The following is a 3,266-nucleotide window of genomic DNA, read 5'->3' as shown; positions in this document are numbered from 1 at the left end:
GGGTACCACACGGCGACGCACCTGCTGCACAAGGCTTTGAGGCTGGTGCTCGGCGAGCACGTGGCGCAGAAGGGCTCCCACATTACGGCGGAGCGGATGCGCTTCGACTTTTCGCACCCCACCGCGATGACTAAGGAAGAAATCGAGCGGGTCGAGGCGCTCGTCACCGAGCAGATACGGCGGGATTTGCCCGTTACGATGACGGTGGTGGATTTGGAAGAAGCCAAAAAAAGCGGCGCGACCGCGCTGTTCGGCGAAAAGTACGAAGCGCGGGTGAAGGTGTACGCCGTTGGGGATTTTTCCAAAGAAGTATGCGGCGGCCCCCACGTGGCGCACACGGGGCTTATCGGGTCGTTCAAGATACAGAAAGAACAGTCGTCGTCAGCCGGCGTGCGCAGAATTCGCGCGGTCATCGGGTAACAGCGCGCGGTGTTGCCGAAGGAATTTTTCATGAAACGTTTTATCGCCGTCGCGCTGCTCGCCGCAGGGGCGATTTGTTCCGCGCCGGCTCAGGCTGATTTGCAGCCGCTGGCAACGGTCAAAATCACCCAGCCGGAATCTATCACGCTCCGGCAGCTTAAAAACCGCGTGTCGGCGTATCAGAAACAGCGGGGCGCGCTGTTCACCCTCGACGAAAAAAAAGAAATCCTCGACGCGCTCGTCAACGAACGGCTGGTGGTGCAGGCGGCGCAGCAGGCAGGCGTTGCCGTAACCGACACGCAGGTGAACATGCAGTTCGTGCAGGGCGTTTCCCAGCAAATGGGGCGGCCGGTTACCGAGCAGGAATTCGCCGCGTATATCACGCAGCAAATGGGGCAGTCGCTCGACGAGTATATGTCGGCGCAGACGGGCATGAACGCCGCCGAATACAAGCAGTTTTTGAAAAACCAAATGATTGCGCAACAGTATATCATCAGCGGCAAACGGGACGAGCTTCAGCAGACCGCGCCGACGGACAAAGAAATCCGCGACTATTACGCGATTCATCAGGCGGAACTGGTGCAGAGCGAAACGCTCAGGCTTTTTCTGGTGATTATCCGCAAGGGCAGCGACGCGACGGCGAGCCGCAAGCGGATTACCGACGTGTTCGGCGAGGCGAAGCAGGGCAAGACTAAACTCGACGAGCTGAAAAAACGCTTTTCCGGGGACGCGGACCTGCACGCGGGCGACATTTTTGTGAACCGGACGCCGCAGTCGGCGCAGCAGCTCGGCATTTCGCCGGAAGCGCTCGGCGAGCTGTTCGCAAAGGACAAGGGCTGCGTCTCCGAGCTCATTGAAACGCCGACCGATTTTCAGTTTTATGTAGTACGGGAACGGTATCCCGCGAAACTGCTGGCGATAAGCGACGTCGTGCAGCCCGAATCGACGGTAATCGTCTACGAGTTTATCCGCTCGCAGCTTGAGCAGGAGAAACAGGCGCGTTTTCTGGCGGACGCGGTCAAAGACGCGACCGTAAAACTGCGCACGCCGGCAAACTTTCAAATGCTCAAAACAGGCGCGGCGCTCGACGCACTGCTCAACTGGTAGGCGCCCGTGTCGCGGCGGAACGGGCGCGTTTTGGCGTTTCAGGCGGCGTTCGCGTGGGAAATAAGCAAAACGCCGCTCGAAGAACTGCTGCAGTTTTCGTGGGTCGAGGCGGAAAAACTGGAGCGCGTCGGCGAAGCGGGGCTCGCTTTCGCGCGCCTGCTGCTGTGCGGCACGCTTGAGCACCTTCCCGAAATCGACGCGGCTATCGAGGCGAACCTTGCGCGCGGGGATTACAGCCGGGTCAACAGGGTCGACGTCGCCATACTCCGAATCAGCGTATACGCCCTGCTCTATCAAAAAGACATTCACCCGTTCATAACCATAGACGAAGCGGTCTGCATTGCGCAGGATTTTTCGACCGACGACTCGTACAAGTTCGTCAACGCGGTGCTGGACAATATACGGAAGAGCCTGCCGGACGGCGAAACCGGCCGCTGAATCCGGCACCGTATTCGGCAGCAGCGCCGCCGAGTCCGCGCACGCCTGCGCGCCGCCCGCTTCCCCGCGAAGCCCGTTTATGCGCATTTCCGCGCCGCTCATAAAAACCTCTGAGCGGCTCATACAATTTTATGAGCCACGCATAAAATCCTGCGAGCGGCGCAAAAAATTTTGTGGGCTACGCAAAAAATCCTGCGAGCCACGCATAAAATTTTGTGGGCTGCGCATAAAATTTTGTGAGCGGCGCAAAAAATCCTGCGAGCCGCCCGCAAGAGCCTGCGGGGGCTTCTCAAAAATCAATAAACAAGGTATATGTGTCTGCGGAACGTATGCGGAGGGTATATGAAATATAAACATAAATTGCTTGCCGGAATGAGCGGCTTTGCTTTCTTCTTTACTTCTTGTATGTCTTTTTCTGGATTTTATCAAGCGTATTACGCTGAAAATTCAATTCCAGAACAATTGCTCTTGCAGAACGATGAAAAACCACAGGTGTTTTATTCTTCTCATATAAATATTGACGCTGCTGAAATAGAATCGGAGCACTATGTTCCTATTGGCTACGCCAGTCTTAATGGACCGGAATATGATAGCAGAGAAAAATATCAGAGGTATCTCGTTCAAAAGGCCGCGCTAAAGTTATGCAAAGAAAAACGGGCTAAAATTGCCTTATATAGTTACGCGCATACTGATACAGTCAACGGATCTATTACGCTTCCGACAACGCAAACTTCAAAAAGTTCGGGAACTATTTACTCTGGCGGTAATTCTGCATGGTATTCAGGAACCACTACCTCCACAGGCTCAACAGCTACAAATTACAGCGTAAAGCGTTTTGACTATGCCGCTATATTATTTATACCGCTACCGGAACCTGTACGCGTTGGAGTAAACTGTGTTTCGCTCACAAACGAAATGCGGACTAATATTCAAAGAAACACCGGTGCTTTTGTACGGGTCGTGTATAAAAACACGCCCGCGTATACGGCGAATATTGTGACAGGAGACGTCATTATAAAAATGAATGACGCAGCAATTAACAACGCGGAAGATATACCAGCCTTTATCAGGGATTTGAAAACAGGCGAACCGGTCAAAATCACCTTGGTCCGGAACCAGAAAGAACTGGTTATAGACATAATCTCTGACTAGATAGGCACGGCATGAAGGCGGCGGGCGCAAATAATACCTAGCTCACCCTGAAACATTTGTGCCGCTGGATAGCATAAAATAAGGGTAAAAATGGACGAACATATAACACAAAACGAAGCGCTCGCCGCAGACAAATCCACCGAATTTTC

At 53.7% G+C, this 3,266-nt stretch carries 4 protein-coding genes and 1 pseudogene; 4 read left to right on the top strand and 1 reads right to left on the bottom strand.

Annotated features, from left to right (window positions below; translation table 11 throughout):
* From AWU74_RS04540 to nusB, 3 genes and pseudogenes are all read left to right on the top strand, one after another.
* A pseudogene (locus tag AWU74_RS04540) lies at positions 1 to 420 on the top strand (alanine--tRNA ligase); the annotation flags it as partial.
* 30 nt (positions 421 to 450) lie between these two features.
* Positions 451 to 1,527 carry an MOSP complex formation periplasmic protein, TDE1658 family gene (locus AWU74_RS04535; RefSeq protein ID WP_062328059.1) on the top strand — a complete coding sequence of 359 codons (1,077 nt, stop codon included), beginning with the start codon at positions 451 to 453 and terminating at the stop codon, positions 1,525 to 1,527.
* Positions 1,528 to 1,533: 6 nt separating this feature from the next.
* The gene (gene nusB, locus AWU74_RS04530) at positions 1,534 to 1,965 is read left to right on the top strand and encodes a transcription antitermination factor NusB (RefSeq protein ID WP_062328056.1); all 432 of its coding nucleotides are present in this window, start codon (positions 1,534 to 1,536) and stop codon (positions 1,963 to 1,965) included.
* Between the two features lie 129 nt (positions 1,966 to 2,094).
* Here the strand turns inward: nusB and AWU74_RS11570 are convergent, their stop codons facing one another.
* Complete coding sequence (locus tag AWU74_RS11570) at positions 2,095 to 2,322, bottom strand: hypothetical protein (RefSeq protein WP_238580162.1); 228 nt, start codon at positions 2,320 to 2,322, stop codon at positions 2,095 to 2,097.
* Between AWU74_RS11570 and AWU74_RS04520 the strand changes: the two genes are divergently transcribed.
* Positions 2,308 to 3,117, top strand: a complete 810-nt coding sequence (locus AWU74_RS04520) for a PDZ domain-containing protein (RefSeq protein ID WP_062328054.1) — start codon at positions 2,308 to 2,310, stop codon at positions 3,115 to 3,117. The two genes, AWU74_RS11570 and AWU74_RS04520, sit on opposite strands and share 15 nt — an antisense overlap.
* The last annotated feature ends 149 nt before the right edge of the window (positions 3,118 to 3,266 follow it).

Source organism: Treponema endosymbiont of Eucomonympha sp. (genome assembly GCF_001028545.1).
This window is presented reverse-complemented; position numbering and strand designations above follow the sequence as displayed.

Excerpts from the sequence above, each read along its gene's own strand:
- AWU74_RS04520 (WP_062328054.1), top strand. The coding sequence starts at position 2,308 with ATGAAATATAAACATAAATTGCTTGCCGGAATGAGCGGCTTTGCTTTC.
- AWU74_RS04535 (WP_062328059.1), top strand. The coding sequence starts at position 451 with ATGAAACGTTTTATCGCCGTCGCGCTGCTCGCCGCAGGGGCGATTTGT.
- AWU74_RS11570 (WP_238580162.1), bottom strand. The coding sequence starts at position 2,322 with ATGTTTATATTTCATATACCCTCCGCATACGTTCCGCAGACACATATA.